At 52.9% G+C, this 17,321-nt stretch carries 18 protein-coding genes and 1 other annotated feature; of the genes, 17 read left to right on the forward strand and 1 reads right to left on the reverse strand.

Annotation, left to right across the window (positions count from 1 at the left end; translation table 11 throughout):
* The first annotated feature begins 3 nt into the window (after positions 1 to 3).
* The 4 genes from resB to AC58P5_RS15395 are packed head-to-tail and all read left to right on the forward strand — an operon-like array spanning position 4 to position 5,565.
* On the forward strand, positions 4 to 1,671 hold the full coding sequence (gene resB / locus AC58P5_RS15380; protein WP_497387909.1) for a cytochrome c biogenesis protein ResB: 1,668 nt from the start codon (positions 4 to 6) through the stop codon (positions 1,669 to 1,671).
* Positions 1,668 to 2,927 carry a c-type cytochrome biogenesis protein CcsB gene (gene ccsB / locus AC58P5_RS15385; RefSeq protein ID WP_497387911.1) on the forward strand — a complete coding sequence of 420 codons (1,260 nt, stop codon included), beginning with the start codon at positions 1,668 to 1,670 and terminating at the stop codon, positions 2,925 to 2,927. Before resB ends, ccsB begins: the two co-directional genes overlap by 4 nt.
* 54 nt (positions 2,928 to 2,981) lie before the next feature.
* Positions 2,982 to 3,695: a response regulator transcription factor gene (locus AC58P5_RS15390; RefSeq protein ID WP_497387913.1), complete on the forward strand. Its 714-nt coding sequence runs from the start codon at positions 2,982 to 2,984 to the stop codon at positions 3,693 to 3,695.
* Between the two features lies 1 nt (position 3,696).
* Positions 3,697 to 5,565, forward strand: a complete 1,869-nt coding sequence (locus tag AC58P5_RS15395) for a sensor histidine kinase (RefSeq protein ID WP_497387915.1) — start codon at positions 3,697 to 3,699, stop codon at positions 5,563 to 5,565.
* Positions 5,566 to 5,875: 310 nt separating this feature from the next.
* On the opposite strand, the gene serA is transcribed toward AC58P5_RS15395, so the two are convergent.
* Positions 5,876 to 7,459: a phosphoglycerate dehydrogenase gene (gene serA / locus AC58P5_RS15400; protein WP_497387917.1), complete on the reverse strand. Its 1,584-nt coding sequence runs from the start codon at positions 7,457 to 7,459 to the stop codon at positions 5,876 to 5,878.
* Positions 7,460 to 7,516: 57 nt separating this feature from the next.
* Positions 7,517 to 7,753, reverse strand: a binding site (T-box leader).
* Between the two features lie 215 nt (positions 7,754 to 7,968).
* Here serA and AC58P5_RS15405 point away from each other — a divergent pair.
* The 13 genes from AC58P5_RS15405 to AC58P5_RS15465 all read left to right on the forward strand — a co-directional run bounded on the left by AC58P5_RS15405 (position 7,969) and on the right by AC58P5_RS15465 (position 17,246).
* On the forward strand, positions 7,969 to 8,295 hold the full coding sequence (locus tag AC58P5_RS15405; protein ID WP_497387919.1) for a rhodanese-like domain-containing protein: 327 nt from the start codon (positions 7,969 to 7,971) through the stop codon (positions 8,293 to 8,295).
* A 265-nt stretch (positions 8,296 to 8,560) separates the two neighbouring features.
* Positions 8,561 to 9,172 carry a CPBP family intramembrane glutamic endopeptidase gene (locus AC58P5_RS15410; protein ID WP_497387921.1) on the forward strand — a complete coding sequence of 204 codons (612 nt, stop codon included), beginning with the start codon at positions 8,561 to 8,563 and terminating at the stop codon, positions 9,170 to 9,172.
* A 6-nt stretch (positions 9,173 to 9,178) separates the two neighbouring features.
* Positions 9,179 to 9,409, forward strand: a complete 231-nt coding sequence (locus AC58P5_RS15415) for a hypothetical protein (RefSeq protein ID WP_497387923.1) — start codon at positions 9,179 to 9,181, stop codon at positions 9,407 to 9,409.
* A gap of 224 nt (positions 9,410 to 9,633) precedes the next feature.
* Positions 9,634 to 9,996 (forward strand): hypothetical protein, encoded by a 363-nt coding sequence (locus AC58P5_RS15420; RefSeq protein ID WP_497387925.1) that lies wholly within the window; start codon positions 9,634 to 9,636, stop codon positions 9,994 to 9,996.
* A 248-nt stretch (positions 9,997 to 10,244) separates the two neighbouring features.
* Positions 10,245 to 10,850 carry a genetic competence negative regulator gene (locus AC58P5_RS15425; RefSeq protein WP_497387927.1) on the forward strand — a complete coding sequence of 202 codons (606 nt, stop codon included), beginning with the start codon at positions 10,245 to 10,247 and terminating at the stop codon, positions 10,848 to 10,850.
* A 188-nt stretch (positions 10,851 to 11,038) separates the two neighbouring features.
* Complete coding sequence (locus AC58P5_RS15430) at positions 11,039 to 12,289, forward strand: Glu/Leu/Phe/Val family dehydrogenase (protein ID WP_497387929.1); 1,251 nt, start codon at positions 11,039 to 11,041, stop codon at positions 12,287 to 12,289.
* A 42-nt stretch (positions 12,290 to 12,331) separates the two neighbouring features.
* Positions 12,332 to 13,030, forward strand: coding sequence for a glutamic-type intramembrane protease PrsW (gene prsW / locus AC58P5_RS15435; RefSeq protein ID WP_497387931.1), 699 nt, complete (start codon positions 12,332 to 12,334; stop codon positions 13,028 to 13,030).
* Positions 13,031 to 13,094: 64 nt separating this feature from the next.
* A complete protein-coding gene (locus tag AC58P5_RS15440; protein ID WP_497387933.1) occupies positions 13,095 to 13,259 on the forward strand; it encodes a hypothetical protein in 165 nt (54 codons plus the stop codon).
* A gap of 118 nt (positions 13,260 to 13,377) precedes the next feature.
* Positions 13,378 to 14,763: a germination protein YpeB gene (ypeB, locus tag AC58P5_RS15445; RefSeq protein ID WP_497387935.1), complete on the forward strand. Its 1,386-nt coding sequence runs from the start codon at positions 13,378 to 13,380 to the stop codon at positions 14,761 to 14,763.
* Between the two features lie 127 nt (positions 14,764 to 14,890).
* Entirely contained in the window at positions 14,891 to 15,550 is a 660-nt protein-coding gene (locus AC58P5_RS15450) for a flagellar brake protein (RefSeq protein WP_497387937.1), read from the forward strand.
* 62 nt (positions 15,551 to 15,612) lie between these two features.
* Entirely contained in the window at positions 15,613 to 15,849 is a 237-nt protein-coding gene (locus AC58P5_RS15455; protein WP_497387938.1) for a hypothetical protein, read from the forward strand.
* A 129-nt stretch (positions 15,850 to 15,978) separates the two neighbouring features.
* Positions 15,979 to 16,662, forward strand: a complete 684-nt coding sequence (gene cmk / locus AC58P5_RS15460; RefSeq protein ID WP_497387940.1) for a (d)CMP kinase — start codon at positions 15,979 to 15,981, stop codon at positions 16,660 to 16,662.
* Positions 16,659 to 17,246 carry a lysophospholipid acyltransferase family protein gene (locus tag AC58P5_RS15465; RefSeq protein WP_497387942.1) on the forward strand — a complete coding sequence of 196 codons (588 nt, stop codon included), beginning with the start codon at positions 16,659 to 16,661 and terminating at the stop codon, positions 17,244 to 17,246. Before cmk ends, AC58P5_RS15465 begins: the two co-directional genes overlap by 4 nt.
* Positions 17,247 to 17,321 lie beyond the last annotated feature (75 nt).

A 17,321-nucleotide genomic window follows, 5' to 3' on the forward strand; every position in this document is an offset into this window, starting at 1 on the left:
GGCGTGTTTCAGAACACGAAGTGCGTTTGCGGGCACCAGAACCATGTAGGGACTCTGCTCTGCGAATCGTGCGGCAAGCCGCTGACCGAAGAAGCGTTTTCGACCGAACCGCTTGAAATGAAATATGATGGGGTCGCCCGGCGGTCCCAGCGTGAAAATCCGTCCTGGCTGGACCGGATCTGGAATTTCTTTTCATCGGTGAAGGTGGCCGTGACGATTATCGTCCTGACTTTGATCGGTTCTTCGCTTGGCACCATTTATCCGCAGGAAAGCAATTTTATTCAGGTAGACCCTTCCACTTACTATAAGAATACATACGGAACTTTGGGCCATGTGTATTATTTGCTTGGCTTATCCCATACGTACGAATCGTGGTGGTTTAAGCTGCTGATTCTGATGATCGGCGCCTCGCTGGTGATCTGCAGCCTGGACCGCGTTCTTCCGTTGTACCGGGCCCTTTCCAAGCAGAAGATCCAGAAGCACCACAGCTTCCTGCTCCGTCAGAAGGTCGCTTACGACGGACGCATTCCGGAAGGAATCAGCGAGGAAGAATGGACAGAGCAGATGGCCCGCCAGCTTCGCAAAAAACATTACCGCGTTCATACGGACGGAGGCGCGCTTCTTGCCGAGAAGTACCGGTTCAGCCGCTGGGGACCGTATGTGCTTCACATCGGCCTCATTATTTTTCTGCTGGCCGTACTGATGCGCAGCTTCCCGGGCTGGCAGATGGATGAATATATGGGGCTTCGCGAAGGGGAGATCAAGAAAATCCCCGATACGTCGCTCTATATCAAGAATGAAAAGTTCACCATCGATTTTTACAAGCCCGAAGAAATGACCGAAGAGTTTAAAAAAAGAGAACGGGCCGTCCCGAAAATTTATGAAACCGAAGCCGTGATCTACAGCTGTAAAGCGGATTGCGACACTCCCGGCAAAAAACCGGAGCTGCAGGAAGTGCACCGGCAAAAAATTATCGTGAACGAACCGCTCGATTACAAAGGCCTTCTCGCTTTTCAATACGATTATAAAGAAGCCCCCCTGCTCATTTCGGTCAAGCCGACGCTGACGAACAAACAGACGGGCGAATCTTACGGAAGCTTCGAGCTTCCGATGAAGGATCCTCAGGATACGTACCAGGCAGGCCCTTACAAGCTGTCGCTGAAGGGATATTTCCCGGAATTCGGCCTGGACGACAAAGGGGAGCCTATTACGAAATCGAATGAAGCGAAAGCGCCTGCATTTATTTTTCAGATTACGGGGCCGGGGCTTTCTCCAAGCGGCGAGCCTTACATCTATTTTCCGAGACAAATAGACAAGCAGGAGTTCCGCCAGGACGAAATTAACGGATCAATAGGCGCTAAATTCGACTTATCTGTCGGATCGATGGAAAACGTTACGTTTTCCTCCTATACCTCTTACCTGAATATCCGGACGGACCGTGCCCTTCCCTATATCTGGATCGGAGCCGCGATCGGAATGATCGGTCTCATCATGGGCTTCTACTGGCAGCACCGCCGAGTATGGCTCCGGATCGACGACGGACGGCTCGCATTAGGCGCGCACACGAACAAGAACTGGTTCGGCGTCCGCAAAGAAGTAGCAGCCGCACTGAACAAAACAGGCATTACCGTGGATCAGAAAACGCTTGAAAAAGGAGGGAAAGCTACATGAATTGGTTAAATTTCAGCGGGAACGCACTGCTGGTTTCATTTGTTATCTACTGTGTGGCTTTTCTGGTGTTTGTACTTTCAATCGCCGGCAAAACATGGAGCAACCGGGATCCCGAAGTTCACGCGCGCAAATGGGGCAGAGCCGCTTACGGCCTGTCCGTTTTGGGCCTTGTGTCCCAGCTTCTTTATTTCTTCACCCGCTGGTACGGGGGCGGACACATTCCGACCAGCAACATGTTCGAATTCATGACGATGCTCGGTATGATGATCATGATTGCCTTTATTATCGTATACGCCATCTATCGTACCCCGGTTCTCGGGGTATTTGCTCTGCCGGTCGTCGTGCTCATCATTGCATATGCGGCCGTCTTCCCGAACGAAGTCCAGCCGCTGATTCCGGCGCTGCAGAGCTACTGGCTTAAAATCCACGTAACGACCGCGGCCGCGGGTGAAGCATTCTTCGCTGTAGGCTTTGCCGCGGGTTTAATGTATTTGATCCGGACGGTGAATTTTCAGGGTAAAACGGCCTCGGACCGCAAGGAACAAAGAGGGGTGGAATTCACCCTGCTCATTATTTTTATGCTGATCGCTTTTATCGCTTCCGTATTCACGTTCAATGCCGCAGGCTATGAAGCCAAGTTCGTCAAGGAACAAATCTTGGCCAAAGAAGACGGCACCCAGCAAAAAGTAAGCCAGACCGTCACTTACGTACTGCCGCCTATCGTGGCTCCATACCAGACGACGCTCGAATCCATGGACACATTCCTCGGCATGGACAAGCCGCTCTTCACGGCGCCTTCCTGGATGAGCGGTGAAAATGCCGGCAGGAAGTTCAACACGGTAATCTGGACGGTTCTGATCGGCGTCCTTCTGTACACGCTGCTCAGACTGATCCTGCGTAAGCCGATCGGGCAGGCGATTTCGCCCATTATGAAAGGCATGGACCCGGAAGACCTCGACGAGATCGGGTACCGTTCCATCGCTATCGGCTATCCTATTTTCACGCTCGGCGCCCTCATCTTCGCGATGATCTGGGCCCATAAAGCGTGGGGCCGCTTCTGGGGCTGGGATCCGAAGGAAGTATGGGCCTTGATCGTCTGGCTGTTCTACGCGGTATTCCTGCATCTCCGCCTTTCCCGCGGCTGGCAGGGCAAACGTTCCGCATGGCTGGCCGTAATCGGCTTTGTCGTGGTTATGTTTACGCTTGTCGGGGTAAACTTGGTCATCGCTGGCCTGCACTCCTATTCGGGTGTATAATTTTAGCAAATCATTCACTACAATCGTTTATGGACGGAAGGGATTGTGAACGTCATGGAACAGAGATTGAATATTCTGGTTGTAGACGATGAAGAACGGATCAGACGTCTGCTTAGGATGTATCTGGAAAAAGAGGGTTACGGGATCGAGGAAGCCGAAGACGGCGAAACGGCCCTGACGCTGGCGACCGAGCGAGATTTCGATCTGATTCTGCTCGATCTGATGCTGCCGGGAATTGACGGGACGGAAGTTTGCGCCCGTCTGCGCCAAGTCAAGTCCACGCCGGTGATCATGCTGACCGCGAAGGGCGAAGAAACGAATCGCGTCCACGGGTTTGAAGTCGGGGCCGACGACTACGTCGTGAAACCGTTCAGCCCGCGCGAGGTGATTTACCGGGTCAAGGCGATCCTGCGGCGTTCGTCCGCAACGGCTTTTCTGTCCAAGGATGCGAATTCGAGCAACAACATCGTCTTTCCGCATCTGGTTATCGAGCACGACGCTCACCGCGTAACGGCAGGCGGCCAGGAAGTCGCTCTGACGCCCAAGGAGTACGAGCTGCTCCATTATTTGGCCGTATCGCCGGATAAGGTATTTTCACGGGAAGAGCTGCTTAAGGATGTCTGGAACTACGAATTTTTTGGGGATTTGCGCACAGTCGATACCCACGTGAAAAGATTGCGCGAGAAGCTCAACAAAGTATCGCCGGATGCGGCCGCGATGATTACGACGGTGTGGGGCGTAGGCTACAAGCTAGAGGTGCCGAAGTAACATGTTCAGCCTGCGCAGCGTAGTCGGCAAGCTGTGGCTGACGATTATCGGTCTTGTGGCGGTTATTCTGATCACGCTCGGCGTGTTTCTCGTGCAGTCGCTGGAACAGTATTTTTCCCAGTCCGAGGATCAGGTTCACAATCTGAAGCAGCTTGCGGGCGATTATTCGAACGGAGCCGCTCTTCATCTGCAAGACGAAGAGTTTTACAGGATGGCCAATCAGCTCCTGGAACTTCAGGATGCGCGCATGATTGCGCTGGATAAAAGTCTGAAAGAATTAAATCCGTCCGTCGAGGGCAAAAACCAGGAGCTTCTCCGGTTCAAAGCGGCGGACTTTTTTTCGGAGGCGGAGCTGAATTCCGTCTTGAACGGCCAAATGCTGGAGAAACGAATCCCTTATAACAAACAGGGAAAAATAAACCAGCGCAACGATTATATCGCCGTGGCCGTGCCGCTCTATCACACGCCGGACGGAGGAGCTAAAGCTACGCAGGGCGCTATTGTCCTGTATCAATCCCTGAAATCCCTGGAAGCTACCCAGTGGGACGTATTCCGGCTGTTCGTGATCGTTTCGATTATCGGGTTCCTGATGACGACCGTGTTCGCGTTCTTCCTGTTTTACCGGATCACGCGGCCGCTGCTGCAGCTCAAAGACGCGGCGGGCAGAATCTCCCGCGGGGAATACGGGACGAAGGTTCCGATTCTTTCTTCCGACGAGATCGGGGAGCTCGCCAAATCGTTCAACGTGATGGGAGAAGAACTCCAGGAGAACGTAAAAGCTCTGCGGCATGAAAAAGAGAACCTTTCCAGCGTTCTGAGGAGCATGACCGACGCGGTCATGACGTTCGATGCCGGCGGCAAAGTCATTGTGACGAACCCGCAGGGCGACAAAATCATCCAGGAGTGGGAAGAACTCTCCTGGAACCCGGACGGGCCGCCTGTCAACGGGGGCGTTCCGGCTGCGCTTCCTCTGCCGCTTGACCGGCATATTCCCGCTCCGCTGCAGCCCATGTTCCATCAGGTGGTGACGGAGGCCAGGGAACAAACCGACAAGCTTCACGTCGAGAACGAGGTCTGGTCCGTCGCGATGACGCCGCTTCATTCGCGCGACGGGGTCCGCGGCGCCGTCGCCGTGCTCCGCGACGTGACGGAGGAATTCCGGCTCGACAAGCTGCGCAAAGACTTCGTCGCGAACGTCTCGCACGAGCTGCGCACACCGTTGTCGATGGTGCAGGGCTACAGCGAGGCGCTGCTGGACGACATCGCCGGGTCCCCCGAGGAGCGCAAGGAGCTCGCTCAGGTGATCTATGACGAGGCCTTGCGCATGGGCCGCCTCGTCCGGGACCTTCTCGATCTGGCCCGCATGGAAGCGGGGCATCTCGAGATGAACTCGAACAGGACCGATATCGGCGGGCTCGTGAAACGGATGCACCGCAAATTTACGGTCCTGGCGAGAGAGAAGGACATCCGCCTGAATTACGAGCTCCCGCAGGGGGAGCTGCTCTGTACGGCGGATGAGGACAGGCTCGAGCAGGTGCTGACCAACCTGCTCGACAACGCCTTCCGGCACACGCCGGGCGGGAAGACGATTACGATTAAGGCGGAGCCTTACGCGTACAAGTCTTCTCCCGGCTGCAAGCTTGAAGTGACGGACGAAGGCAAGGGGATTCCGGCCGAAGATGTCCCTTACGTGTTCGAACGCTTCTATAAAGCGGACAAAGCCCGGACACGGGGAGCGACCGGCGGCACGGGCCTGGGACTTGCCATCGTCAAAAACATCGTGGACGCCCATCAGGGAACGATTACGATGCGCAGTAAGCTCGGGCAGGGGACGACGTTTACCATCGTCCTGCCGTGCAAAGCGTGTTAAGGCACGCATGGCCCGTTTAATCCCCGTAACTTCCATAACGACGAAGAGCGGGTAGGAGAGCAGACATCCGGAGCCGGAGACGGAGCCAACGAAGCGTAAAAGGCTTCCGGCGGCTGTGGCCCGAGCTATACAAGATTACATGCAAAAGGCGGAAAGCCTGCTGAATCATTCAGCTGCTTTCCGCCTTTTTTGTTGAAAAAACGAACTTAATCTTGTTGTTCGTGAAACATTTCGCAGGCCGGATAAGAAGAGGCCGTCGCCGTAACGTATGTTACAAGCGCCGGCCCGGTATAAACAGGCCGAGAAGTGCTTAAATGCCCAGTTGGCGAACGTTGACGATTTCCGGCTGTTTTTCCAGATCGGCAATGACTTCTTTCGGAGCGGTCTTGTCAATGGTCAGAACCATGATCGCCGATCCGCCGACGACCGTACGGCCTACCTGCATGGTCGCAATGTTCACGTCATTGCTTCCGAGCAGCGTACCTACGCGGCCGATAATGCCGGGTTTGTCGTTGTGCGAGATGAGAAGAAGCGAGCCTTCCGGCGCAAAGTCAACCGGGTATTGATCGATGCGCACGATGCGCTCGCCGTAACCGGCCAGCAGCGTACCTGCCAGCGTGCGGTCGCCCTGCTTGGATTTTACGGTAATCGTCACGAGGTTGGTAAACGTTCCGGTTGTGGACGATTGCTGCGTCGTGACGTTGATATCACGGGATTTCGCCATATGCATGGCGTTAACGAGATTGATGCCTTCGAGATGCTGGGTGAAAACGCCTTTGACGATATAACGGGTCAACGGATTCGTGTCGACATCGGCGAGATCGCCGGAGTAGCTGACGACGATTTCATTGACAGGTCCTTCGGTCAGCTGACCCGCGATAAGACCGAGCTTTTCCCCGAGGTTGAAGTAAGGCTGCAGTTTGCTCATTACGGTAGCCGGTACCGGCGGCATGTTCACGGCATTTTTGAAAGGCTCGTTGCGCAGAATATGCAGAAGCTCTTCCGAGACGTCGATGGCTACGTTTTCCTGAGCTTCAATGGTCGATGCGCCCAAGTGCGGCGTGACAATAATGCTCGGGTTGTTCAGGAACGGGTGGCTCGCCTGAGGCGGCTCCTGCTCGAATACGTCGAATGCGGCTCCGGCTACCGTGCCGTTTTCGATCGCGGCTACGAGAGCGTTCTCGTCAATGATTCCGCCGCGTGCGCAGTTGACGATCCGCACGCCTTTCTTCATGATGGCGAATTGAGCCGGGCCTACGATATGGCGCGTTTCATTCGTCAGCGGCGTATGGACGGTAATGAAATCGGCTGCGGCCGCAATATCGTTGACCGTACCGAGCTTGACGCCGATTTTCTCCGCTCTGTCTTCCGTAAGGAAAGGATCGTAGCCGATGACTTTCATTCCGAAGACTTTGGCGCGTTTGGCGACTTCACTTCCGATGCGGCCCATTCCGATAATGCCGAGCGTTTTGTTGCGGAGCTCGACGCCGACGAACGATTTGCGGTCCCATTCACCGCCGACGGTCTTTTTGTAGGCTTGCGGAATGGAGCGGGCTACCGACATCATCATCGCGAAAGTATGCTCGCAGGTTGCAATCGTGTTGCCGTCCGGCGCATTGATAACGACGATGCCGTTCTTGGTCGCCGCTTCGAGGTCGATGTTGTCGACACCGACACCGGCGCGGCCGATTACTTTCAGTTTGGGAGCGGCCGCCATAATGCGTGGCGTAACCTTGGTCTGGCTGCGCACGAGAAGGGCGTCGTATTCGCCGATGATGGCGACAAGCTCGTCTTCGCTTAATCCCGGTTTCTTATCTACCTCAACATCGCTTGCGTCGTAGAGCATTTGGATCCCCATATCGCTGATTGGATCCGATACAAGTACTTTAAACATGTATATAGCCTCCTCTTGGGAAATAAAAAAACTCCCGAACCTCATACGTAACCCGTATGAAGGGACGAAAGTTATCTTCGCGGTGCCACCCTGCTTCACCCGGCGTTCTCACGCGAGGCCTTATTGGTCCGTGTCGGGACCGGAACGATAACGGGTTCTGCCGATTGAGCCTGCGGCTTTCGCTTCGGTTCAATGCTCCGGAGTGCTTGGTATGCAGGCGTCCTGCCGATTTCCACCAACCATCGGCTCTCTGAAAGGCTGTCCAACCATACGGGTCTCCGTCAACGCTTTAACGTGGTATATGTCTGTAAGTTTCACTTAATGTAACATGGCCCCGGCAACGTGTCAATAGGGTTACCCGAATATTCACGACGTTTTAACAAACGAAACGCCAAATAGGCTGATAAATCCGTACTATTCCCCTTGTAATCGGATATAATATTCGCTATTCTTCAGTTAAAGCGAAAATTTTCCACATGTAAGCGCATGTAAAAAAAGGAGAAGCCTGCATGAAACATATTGCGCCCGAAAAATTTCTCGAGCTCCTGGACAAACCGGAGATGCTTAAAGGGATCAAAATTATCGATGTCCGTGAGCCGTACGAATGGGACTATTACCATCTGGATGAACCGGAGCTCATTCCCATGAATACGATTCCGGAGCGAATGGATGAGCTGCACGGTGACGCCGACTTGTATGTCGTATGCGCGCACGGTGTGCGCAGCGAGATGGTGTGCGGCTATTTGGAGAGAAACGGCTTCGATCCGGACAAGCTGGTTAATGTCGAAGGCGGCATGGCGGCTTTGGCGATGCTGCGTGGTTTTGCCTACGATTAAGAGACGTCAGCCTGGTCGCGCTTTTTGATGAGGCGCGGCACTGCCCGGCTGAGTGAAGTGAAGCGTCATCCATTGCGGATAGGCGCTTTTTTATGTTCGGCGCGGAACTTTTACCGGACTTATCCGTTCTATTAAGAAGGACAAGATTTCCTCTATGTGAGATTCATGGTATGTTAATTAAGTATGAATTATGATGGTATCGAGACTCGGCATCATGTACAAATAACAAGGCACGGATAGGGGGAAGTCCCTGGGAAGGACCATCATGAGAAAATGGAACTGGAAATGGAAAAATCTCAAAAATATCCGCATTAAGACGGACGTCCGGATCGATGACCTCAATGACCGGATGCTGCTTATTAACTTATATGGAACCCAGGCGCTTCTGCTGGTGATCGGCGTTATTATGCTTCTCGTTCAAGGGGCGGATTGGCGGAGCCTTTTCAGCTTCGCGCCCGGCTGGTCGATCGTCCTCTGGGGAGGCGGTATCGCACTGGCAGTGCTGGCCGCGGACCTAATCGTGTCCAAATATGTCCCGGAGGAAGTCACGGACGACGGGGGAGTGAACAAACGCATCTTCGGCAGGCGTCCGTTGTGGCATATCGCACTCATCTGCGTACTGGTTTCGATATGCGAAGAACTCCTGTTCCGCGCGGGCCTTCAGCACTACCTGGGTCCATACTGGACAAGCATTGTTTTTGCGGCTATTCATATCCGTTATCTCCAGCACTGGCTGATGACGGGTCTTGTTTTTTGCATTTCCTACGGGATCGGCTGGATTTTTATCCATACCGGTTCCCTGTGGACAGCTATTTTCGCCCATTTTATGATTGATTTTATTTCGGGCTGCATCTTACGTTACGGCAAGGAGGAGTAATCCGGCATGGAAGGCAACAAGACACAGGAGATAGAGTACGAACAGCCGATACTCGCAGAAAACGATTTATCCAATGATAACGAAGAAGAAAGCCACTACCTTCCCCCCAGAAGCTCGGTACATCCGTCCGAACGGGCCAAAGTTACACGCTGGTTCTACCGTCTGCTTCTGTTTTTGTTCATTCTTCTCGTCATGGGCCTCGGCTGGTGGGGAATCCGATATACATCCGGAACTTGAAAGGTGGAGTCCGGTCGCAATCCAGATGCCTGACAACTCCTTAAGACGCGCGGCCTATACAAGCCGTTTCGTCCCCGAGTTCGTCAGGCTTTTGTTGTCCTGTCGGGCGGCTTACTTCCAAGGTCCGAATCCCTCCTATTCCCACTTTAGGGGCGCATGGCCCCCGCGGATCGGACACACCCTAATCAAGACTCATACATTCTAAAAACTTGGAGGGATACGGGATGAAATTAGGCAGTTTCCTTATCGGAAGCGTTGCTGGCGCTGCGCTGGCTTTGTATGCCGGCAAGCGGATAAGAGGCATGAGGTCCGCTATGTTCAGCTCGGAAAGCAGCGGGATCGGCAGCTCGTTTAACGATGTAATCGGCCAGACGAAAAATTTTGTTTCGGGAAAAGGCGGCCGCAAGGAAGAATCGAAGCAGCACGCGAATCACGGCTCCAGCTCTTCTCAAGGATCCGGCGGAGCTCATTCTTCTTCGGAGGGCAAGGAAGGGCTGGAAAACCTGATCGCCAAGGATTCGCAGGTGAAAGCGGCTGTAGACGAAATTCTGGTGAAAAACGCCGCGTCTTCTCAGGCGACTCACTGAGTGTAAAGACGCGCACCGAACCTCCGGGAGCGTGAACGACCGAAAGGCACCTCTTCTGCATTCCGCAGAGAAGGTGCCTTTAAATTTTTGCCGTATAGCTAACATTTTGGCTCTAACATGGTATACTAATACTAGGTGGCACCCATAAGCGTGCTTGTTTCCGCAAGCGCACACACCATGGTTTTCAAACCGGCATATTTTGTTTATAACCATTCAAACAGAGGTGTCATGGAAAGGAGGATCCTGTCATGAAAATCGAACGTTTAAGCCCGGACAAAATACGGATTTTCCTTACATTCGATGATTTGACGGAACGGGGCATCCAGAAAGATGACATGTGGAGGGAAATCCCCAAAGTTCACGATCTTTTCAGCGACATGATGGATCAGGCCTATTCCGAATTGGGTTTCGAACCTGCAGGACCTTTAGCTGTAGAAGTTTTTGCGCTCCCTGCCCAGGGAATGGTCGTTATTGTGACCAGGGGCAGCATGGACTTGTCCTTACAAGCGGATTTGCTGGATGACCATGATGACGAAGAAGTGTACGAAATGGAAGTGACGCTTGAACAAAGCGACATTGTTTCTTACACTTTCCGCGATTTCGAAGATTTGCTGCGTGCTTCTAAAGTCGTCAATCCTATGCTAACGGATGGTGGAGCGCTTTATACGTATAAAAACAAATGGATCCTTCAGCTCGAACCGACTGAACTGCCGGAAGGCAAGTTCCAGACGCTCATCGCCGTCCTATCCGAGTACGGAGATGCGACCAACGTGACGAAGGCCGTGCTCGAAGAGTATGGAAAAGCTGTTATTGAAGCTAACGCGGTCCAAGAATTATGCCGGCATTTCGCATGATTATGCCTGACACTCCAACTACCGGCGTGGACCATTCCCGACCTTGCCCCAATGTGCACGGCTTCGGGTGGTTGCATGCCGGACAAGATATAGGCGGCACCTGCTTCATAAAGCATTCTCCAAAAACAACTGTTTTTGCAGGGTGCTTTATTTTCATTGCGTTATAATACATAAACGAGGTGGTCAACATGGCTAACACCGAAAACTTGAACGTGCTGGAATCAACTCAAACAATTATTGAAGAAGCCCTGAAAAAACTTGGATATTCCGACGAAATGTACGAGCTTCTCAAAGAGCCGCTCCGTGTGCTGACGGTTCGTATTCCGATCCGGATGGACGACGGCAAAGTCAAGGTGTTCACGGGCTACCGTGCCCAGCATAACGATGCGGTCGGTCCTACGAAAGGCGGAGTCCGCTTTCATCCCGGCGTCACCGAAGACGAAGTGAAGGCCCTCTCCATCTGGATGAGTCTCAAATGCGGTATCGTGGATCTTCCTTACGGCGGAGGCAAGGGCGGCATTATCTGCGATCCGCGGAGCATGTCTTTCCGCGAGCTGGAAGTACTGAGCCGCGGGTACGTAAGGGCGATCAGCCAGCTGGTAGGTCCGAACAAGGACATTCCGGCACCGGACGTGATGACGAACTCCCAGATCATGGCCTGGATGCTGGACGAGTACAGCCGCATCCGCGAGTTCGATTCTCCGGGATTCATCACGGGCAAACCGATTGTGCTGGGGGGTTCCCACGGCCGCGAAACGGCGACTGCAAAAGGCGTCACGATCATGATCAATAAAGCGCTGGAGAAGCGCGGTATTCCGCTTCAAGGCGCACGTGTCATCGTGCAGGGATTCGGTAACGCGGGGAGCTACTTGTCCAAGTTTATGCATGAAGCCGGGGCGAAAGTGGTCGGGATAGCCGATGTGAACGGGGCTTTGTACAATCCGGACGGCCTTGACATCGAGTATTTGCTCGACCGCCGCGATTCCTTCGGAACCGTGACGAACTTGTTCCCGAATGTAATGCCTAGCACGGAAATTTTGGAGCAGGACTGCGACATTCTGGTGCCGGCCGCGATCGAGAACCAGATCACGCGTGAGAATGCCCACCGCATTAAAGCGGGCATCGTGGTCGAAGCGGCGAACGGACCGACTACGCTTGAAGCGACCAAAATTTTGACGGAGCGCGGTGTGCTCCTCGTTCCGGACGTCCTGGCAAGCGCCGGCGGTGTTGTTGTGTCCTATTTCGAGTGGGTACAAAATAACCAAGGATATTACTGGGGAGAAGAAGAAGTTCATTCCAAACTTCAAGAAGTGATGGAAAAAGGCTTCGAAAATGTCTATACTATTCATAAAACACGCGGAATCGATATGCGTCTGGCGGCCTATATGACCGGCGTTCGCAAAATGGCGGAAGCCGCCCGTTTCCGTGGTTGGGTATAAGAAGAACGGAATCGTTCACCGGATCAGAAAGGGGGAAATGGGATGAACGTGTTTTCCGTTCTAATGGCGGCGGTCGCTCCCGGAATCTCCCTTCTTGCTTATTTTTATTTGAAGGACCGTTATGAAACGGAGCCGATTCATCTGGTCGGCAAGCTGTTTTTATGCGGGGTTTTACTCGTAATTCCTGCCATGGTGCTTCAGAATTCGTTTATGCAGGAGATTGGCGGAGATAACCATTTTACCTTCGCTTTCTTCATCTCCGGCGGCTTGGAAGAGTTCCTGAAATGGTTCGTGGTGTACCATTTGATATACCGCCACGATTCGTTCGACGAACCGTACGACGGGATCGTTTACGCCGTGGCCGTCAGCCTTGGATTCGCAACACTGGAGAATATCCTCTATGCGTTCGCCAATGGTATCAGCATGTCATCGCTGCTTATGCGCGCCCTTCTTCCCGTTTCGGGACATGCGCTTTTCGGTGTTATGATGGGGTATTACCTCGGCAAAGCCAAGTTTATGCGTTCCCAGGAACGCAAGTATTTGCTCGCCTCTCTGTTCCTGCCTATTTTATGGCACGGGGCGTTCGACTACATCTTGCTGGTGGCGGCGAATAACTGGATCTGGTTTATGCTGCCGTTTATGACGCTTCTCTGGATACGTACGCTCTGGAAGGTGGACCGTGCCAACGACCGTTCTCCGCTCCGCATTATCCGCGGGGAAGAGGAGTTTAAAATCGGATAATCGTGACTATACTGGTTGTGAAACACTTATTTGTTGCGCAACCGAAGGCGCGGAAGGTGAACACATGACCGTGAACCGGGTGAAAGTTACGATCCGTTGCAGACAGTGCGGAGAACGATTTATCCTGAAGGGACGCCGCGACAAAGGCAAAATCGAGACCGGCTTCAAACGCTGCATCTGTGACAACGAGCACGATTTAGAGGTAGAAACGGAAGAGTACTCCAACTGAATTTAAGTAAGAAGAGCAAGAAAGTCTGCGCATGGCGTGCAGGCTTTTTTTGCTGTATAAACTTCGTTTCGAAGGCAGACAATAACGGCAATATCGCCTAAGAAAGGAGTTTACAAGCATGTACAGAAAAATGAGTATGGTTTTATTTCCAGTCTGCGCTGCGGCATTGGTCGGTACGGGGGTTTGGGGTTATTCTCAGCAAAAACAGAAAAATGCGGTCTCCATTAAGGCGGAAAACCAGTATCAGCGTGCTTTTCATGATTTGTCCTATCATATCGAGAAGCTACATACGGAGCTGGGCAACACGTTGGCGATCAATTCCACCTCTAATGACACCTATCGTAAAGGTCTGGTGAATGTCTGGAGGCTGACCAGCCAGGCGCAAAACGAAGTGAACCAGCTGCCGCTGGGCCTGCTTCCTTTTAACAAAACGGAAGAGTTCCTGTCCAACGTGGCGAAATTCAGCTACCAGACCTCAACGAGGGATTTGACGAAAAAGCCTCTGTCTGACGGCGAATTAAAAACGCTGAGCACCCTGTACCAGCATTCCAAAGACATTACGGGGGATTTGCGCGGAGTCCAGGAGAAGGTTATCGCCAACAACCTGCGTTGGATGGACGTGGATCTGGCGCTTGGGGCCAACAAGGAACCGAACGACAATACGATTATCGACGGCTTCAAGACGGTGGACAAAAAAGTCGGGGCATACAACGATCTGAAAGAAGGCCCTTTCACCATGTCTACGCAGTCGAAATACACGGCCCAAATGCTGACGGGTCCCGAGATTGATGAACAAGAAGTCCGTAAGAGAGCGGCCGCTTTCCTGGGGATAAACAATCCGGCCATCTTTAACGTGGTCAAAAACGGCAGCGGCGGGGTCGAGTACGAATCGTATACGTGTTCCCTTCCCGGTAACAAGGGGGCCGACATTACGATGGACTTCACGAAAAAAGGCGGGCAGCTGATCTACTTCATGAATCCCCGCGAAGTGAAGTCAACCAACCTTCAGGTCGAGCATACGCGTGAAGCGGCGGCTCAGTTTCTTGAGCGGCACGGCTATAAAAATATGACGGCGGTCAGCTTCGACCGTCACCAGAACATCTGCAATATGACGTTCGCCAAGCAGGAAAAAGATACCGTCATTTATCCGGAGAAGCTCGTCGTAAACGTCGCTCTGGATGACGGCCAAATCCTCGGTCTGCAGGCCACCGATTTCGTGTTTGCCAACCGCAATCACAAAAATATCGACCAGGAGCCGAAGCTTTCGAAAGAAGAGGCAAGAAGCCACCTGAGCTCACAGCTGAAAGTGACCCGTCACACCAAGGCGCTTATCGTCAACGATCTCAATCAGGAAGTACTTTGCCACGAATTTATCGGCAGTCTGAACGGTCAAACGTACCGGATTTATGTCAACGGCGAAGACGGTACGGAAGAAAAAGTGGAAACGATCCGCAAGGAAGACGCCGAGCAGGCCAAGCAGCAGCCTGTCAAGCAGGGCACTTGACGGGATCCGTTCGAATAAGCGGCTTCGGTGAACCCGGGGCCGCTTTTTTGTGTCTTCCTAAATGGTGGAGGCATGCTATAATCAAGTAGAAACATGCAGGATTCAGCCGAAAAAGGATGAGGTTACCGTGGCTCAGCTTATGAAAATCAACCAGTTGCTGCATCTTCACGTCAATACGATTGACGAGGAAGAAGCCAGACAAGAATACAAAGCGAGAATTTCGGACGTGCTCCCGGACCGTCTGTGGATCGAAACTCCCCTTAACGAGCGGACGGGCCGTTTGAAACGGCTATACACGGGGGATGAAGTAAGCGCCTTTTTTGTTACGGACGGTGGCGTGAAAAATTATTTCCAGACCTCGGTCATCGGCTTCAAGGAAGACGGAATCCGGCTGGTCGCATTGGCCATGCCCGATCCGGCCTCGATTACGAAAGTTCAGCGCAGAAGCTTTCTGCGTATTCCGGCGGAGCTGGAAATTTCCGTGCAGGCGGGCGATGCGGTTCCTATCGTAGCCTTGACGGAGGACGTCGGAGGAGGCGGGGTTTCCTTCACCTGCTCAGGCAGCGAATTTCCGGAGAACGTCACTCAGGTGAACTGCTGGCTTCTTGTGACCTACAAGAACGGGACCTTGGAGCATCTGCCTTTCAAAGCGGAAGTCGTACGTGTTAAAACGCTGGAAACGGGACGCAAAATCGTCATGCTGCAGTTCAGCGAAATTACGGACCGAGACCGTCAGAAGCTGATTCAGTACTGCTTTGAGAAACAATTCGATTTCCGCAAAAAATAACTTACATAAAATCGGCCCGTTCGGGAAACACTGCATTCCAAACAAGGCTCTTATGCGGGAGGATGCCAGTGAATATCCGGAGGTCCGGGCAGCAACGCCCATTAACTTATGAACGTTACGAACGGCTGTTCATTGAATTTTCCGAGCGGGTCGAGAAAATGCTCTTAAGAAGTTTATATGTACTGTTGGCCGGTTTGCTGATCAGCCAGCTCCTTCTTCAATTTCCGGCTGTGCGAAAAGAAATCACCCGGGTGGATCCTCTGGAGGGAGTGCCGTACGTCCGGCATGCGGAGGAATAATCGCTTTCCGGCAAATTCAGGAAGGCCCCAGACTTTTGCATCTGTCTTCCGGCTATGGTATAATTTACAGCGTTAGCAGGCTGCGCCTGCTTTTTTGTTCGTAAGGTTTTGTTAGGAGGAGCCTTTGTTTTGACTAAATTTAATATCGCGATAGATGGGCCAGCCGGTGCAGGGAAAAGCACCATAGCCCGCAAGGTCGCCGGCGAGCTTGGTTTTGTCTATGTGGACACGGGAGCGATGTATCGGGCGGTCACCTGGAAGGTGCTGCAGGACGGGGTTAATCCTCTGGACCCGGAGGCTGTGGCAAGAACGGCTGCCGGCATGAAGATCGAACTCATACCGGGGCCGGACGGCCAGCTGGTATTTGTAGACGGCCGGGATGTATCTTCCGATATCCGTACCAAACTCGTCACGGACCAGGTTTCACAAATCGCCGCCATCGCGGAAGTGAGGAAGCTTCTGGTAGACAAGCAGAAGCAGATGGCCGCTTCCAAAGGCATCGTGATGGACGGCCGGGATATCGGCACGCATGTGCTTCCTGATGCGGAAGTGAAGGTGTTCCTAACCGCGAGCGTGCGCAAGCGCGCCGAAAGAAGGTTTCAAGAAGTTCAGGGCACGGCAATGGCGACGACTCTCGAAGAGATGGAAAAGGACATTGCCCGCCGCGATATGCTGGATGAAGGCAGGGAAGTATCTCCCCTTGTACAAGCGGCCGACGCTGTAATGCTGGACAGTACAGATCTGACCATTCCCGAAGTAGTGGAGAGCATCCTGGAGATGTGCCGGTTGAGAACAGGCGGTGAAAGAACATGAGCTTTTATCATTTCGCACGGGGAGTCTGCAATGTGGTGTATTCCCTGTTGTTCCGGATTCGCGTGATCGGCAAGGATAACATCCCCGAGCACGGCGGCGTGCTGCTCTGTTCCAATCATATCAGCAACTTGGATCCTCCGCTTGTCGGCATCCGCCTCCATCGCAAAGTTCATTTCATGGCGAAGGCGGAGCTGTTTCAAATTCCGGTTTTTGGTCTAATAATTAATAAAATTGGCGCTTTCCCGGTTAAACGCGGAGGTGTCAGCAAGGAAACGATCAAGGGAACGCTTACCTTGCTTCGGAATGGAAATGTACTTGGCATCTTTCCGGAAGGAAGCCGCAAAAATCCCGGTGTGGGAAAGAAGGGCGCAGCGATGTTTGCCCTGAGATCCGGCGCGGCCGTAGTACCCGCCGCAATCATCGGAGATTACAAGCTGTTCGGCAGAATGACGGTCGTTTACGGGAAACCGCTTGACTTGTCCGCATTCAGCGAAGCCGGATCGGCCGATCTGGAGCAGGTGACCGAGTATATCATGCAAGCTATTCAGACTTTGATCCGGGAGCACCGGAAAGAAGTCGCTTAACTAAAAAACGAACCCGGTTGTAAGGAAATCCTGCCGCGCAATCCGCGCTGTGCAGATGCCTATACAAAATTAACC

This window comes from Paenibacillus sp. JT31N7, assembly GCF_059692095.1.